This is a genomic window from Streptomyces sp. CLV115, from assembly GCF_038448545.1.
Taxonomy (GTDB): domain Bacteria; phylum Actinomycetota; class Actinomycetes; order Streptomycetales; family Streptomycetaceae; genus Streptomyces; species Streptomyces sanglieri.
The window spans coordinates 1-3,245 of record NZ_JBCEWQ010000312.1 but is presented as its reverse complement, the minus strand read 5'-3'; the positions used below and the strand labels follow the sequence as shown (position 1 = coordinate 3,245).

Annotated in this window: 1 protein-coding gene and 1 pseudogene; both read right to left on the bottom strand. The window is 74.6% G+C overall.

The annotated features are described in order from the left end of the window. Positions 1 to 47 precede the first annotated feature (47 nt). A pseudogene (locus AADR41_RS41700) lies at positions 48 to 953 on the bottom strand (sacsin N-terminal ATP-binding-like domain-containing protein); the annotation flags it as partial. 844 nt (positions 954 to 1,797) lie between these two features. Continuing rightward, a complete protein-coding gene (locus AADR41_RS41695) occupies positions 1,798 to 2,733 on the bottom strand; it encodes a DUF3027 domain-containing protein (protein WP_342287660.1) in 936 nt (311 codons plus the stop codon). Positions 2,734 to 3,245: the final 512 nt, after the last annotated feature.

The following is a 3,245-nucleotide window of genomic DNA, read 5'->3' as shown; positions in this document are numbered from 1 at the left end:
CGGCATCCCCGCCCTGCTCATCGCCTCGCTGCCGCTCGACACCGCCCGCCGCCACTTCGCGCCGGGACCGCCCAGGTGACCGACCAGTGCGGGCGCAGCCGCTCCTCGCGGGGGCGGTCGGCGAGCAGCGCGGGCTCCACGGGGCCGTGGTGGGCGACGGTGCGCCAGCGGTTCGTACCGTGCGCGGAGTCCTCGACGTGGGTGTACGGGCCGTGCTCGGAGCGGCGCAGCGTCCGTACGGTGTCCGGGGTCTCGATCACGATCTCTTCGAGGCCGCGCAGGGTGAGCAGCAGGGCGTCGTCGACCGCGTCGAGCAGCCGGGCCACGAGGTCCTCGGCGCCGCCGTCGCGCAGCGGGAGGACGACGACGGTGTCGTACCCGTCGGGTGCGGTGCCCTCGGCGGGCAGCGGGAGCCGGAGCAGCGGTACGTGACCGTCACGGCGGCGCAGTTCGTCGCCGAGGCCGGGGCTGGCGACGGCCGTCCGGGCGGCGAGGTCGCGGGCCTCGGCGAGCGACCAGCGGACACCGCCGTGCCGGCCGACGACGGCGGGCTCGTCACTCACCGCGAGCACGGCGGCGAACCCGACGCCGAACCTGCCGACGGCACCTTCGTGCCCTTCGCGCTTGGCGGAGGCGCGCAGCGTGGAGAGCGACTCCACGCCGGTGGCGTCGAGCGGGGCGCCGGTGTTGGCGGCGGCGAGGACGGCGGGGGTTTGCGGGGTCGCCGGGTGCAGGGTGAGCCGGAGCCGGCCGGGGACCTGCGCGCGGGCGGCGGCGTCGGCGGCGTTCTGCGCCAGCTCGACGACAAGGCGGTCGCGGTAGCCGCCGAGCGCGAGGTCCTCCTCGGCGTTGGCGTCCTCGCGGAACCTGGCGGGGCCGGCGCCCCAGGCGTCGAGCACACCGCGCCGCAGCCGTGCGGTCCCGAACGGATCGGCCCCCTCGGTCGCATTCATGCTCACGCTCTGACTCCGCTCTTTCCGATAGCGCACTGCCCGTGCCGCCAAGTGTGCGCCCGAAGGTACCGGGTCCTCGCACCGGACGGGGCCTGCCGGACAGCGCATCGGCCGGTTCGGGCCCTCGGGCTCGGTGTTTGGCTTCGGCGCTGGGTTCCGGGTCGGCTTCTGCACTGCCTCCGGCCTTGGCTTCCGCGTCGGCTTCGGCACTGCCTCCGGCCTTGGCTTCCGCGTCGGCTTCGGCGTCGGCTTCGGCGTCGGCTTCAGCGTTGCCTCCCGCTCGGCCGCAGGTTGCCGCACCGCCGTCCACGGCAAGGGTTCCGTCCTCGAACGCCGGACGGGCTGGGATTGCCGGGCCGGGGCCGGAGTGGATCGCCCGGCCCTGGTCTGCCGGGCCGGTGCGGACGGCCTGAACGGACGGAAGATCCTCAGATCCTCGGACGTGCGGAAGATCTTCGGGCCGGCACAAGCCTCTCGGACCGCCGGAAGGTCTTCGGACCGGCGTAACCCCCCTCAGAAGCCCCTCGGACCGACGGAAGCCCGTCAGTCCGACGTGGGAACCCCGGACCGCCGGAAGATCATCGGGCCTCCCGGCGACGAGACCCCAGCCCTCGGCGAATTCCCGGGCGGACGGCGGCACCCTGGGCCGCAGAAAGTCCTCGGCCGAGCGACAAGATCAAGCCCGTCCGACGCCCCGAGCCCGTCCGGCAATGGAGGACAGAGCGGTTCGCCGGGGGCGCCCGGCATCCCGCTCAGGCCCGTCCGGCGATCGAGGACGGAACCGGTCCGCCGGAGCCGCCCGCACCCCGCCCGCCGCGGGAAGCCCCACCGCCCCGGGCGCCGCCTACGAGTGGCCGAGGTCCTCCGTGGGCGCGTCCGCCTCCGCCGGGACGGAGCCGGAGTCCCGGGCCGGCCGCAACCGGTACTCGTCCACCTGCATCGTGTCCAGCGCATGCGGCGCCGGCTTCGGCGGCTTCGGCATCACCGCCGCCTCCGAGTGCCCACCGCACCCGTAGGACAGCGACACGACCCGGCCGTCCGCCGGACCGAACTCGTTCGCACACACCCCGAACGCCTGCCGCAGCGAGCCCGCCAACGGCACCAGGAACGCGCAGGTCACGCACGAGGCCGGGGCCGCCTGGGCCATCGGCGTCTTCGCGCCGAACTCCTCGTCCCACCGGTCGGCCGCCGCATGCAGCCCGTACCGGGACAGCACCCGCGCCCGCCGCATGCCGAGCTCGTCCGCGACCGACGCGATCGAGCCCCGGCTCGTCGTCGCGGGGCGGGTCGTCAGCTCCGCGTCCTCCGCGTCGACGAGGTCGGCCATCTCCTGCGAGACCTCGGAGACCGCGGAGTTCGGCGGCGGCTCGTCCTCGCCGGTGTAGCCGGGCTCCAGACGGATGTCGTCCGCCTCGGTGGGCAGCAGATCGCCCGGTCCCATGTCGCCGGGGCGCAGCCGCTCGCTCCACGGCACCCACTCCGGGGCGAGGATCGCGTCACTGCCGGGCAGCAGCACCGTTTCGTCGAGGGTGACGTTCTTCGCGCGGGAGGCCCGGGCGACCGTCACCGCCCAGCGCCAGCCCCGGTAGCCGGGTTCCTTGCACTCGAAGAAGTGCGTGACGACCCGGTCCCCCTCGGAGACCACGGCCACATGCTCACCGACGACCCCCGGCGCGGCTGCCTCCTCGGCCGCCGCGCGGGCCAGGTCTACCGCCTCGGCGCACAGACGGTCGGGAACAGGGGTACGGGCCGTACGGCTTCGCGTCGTCGCAGCACTCACAGGTCTCGCTTCTCTCCTACGCCAGTCTCACGAGCGCGCCAGCACATCCATCGATTTCGGCCATGACGGGTGGGGGCGGAGCGGACCTGGGGGCCGCGTCGACGTCCACACCCGTTACTGCCTGCCTCGGGCACACCTTCTGCAACCCATTCTGCGGGATCGCCGAGAGGCGCGCGGCCGAGAACAACCGCCGGTGGCGCGCTACGCACGCTACCCTCTCCGCCGCCCCCCGCCCACCTGCCCGTCCCAAACAACGCCGGATCCCGTGCCGAACAACGCCGGATCCGGTGCCGAACAACGCCGGATCCGGTGCCGGACAGCCCCGGATCAGGGGGCGGACAGCCCCGTGTCCGGCGCCGTGTCGCCCGCGAGAAACACCCGCAGGAACCCGCGAGGAACGCCCCCCGGAACCCGTGCCGAACAACGCCGGGCCTCAGAAGGGACGCCCGCGTCGCCCACAGAGAGCGCCCGCCGGAACCCGCATCAGGCCGCCGCCCGGGGCCTGCCCCGGC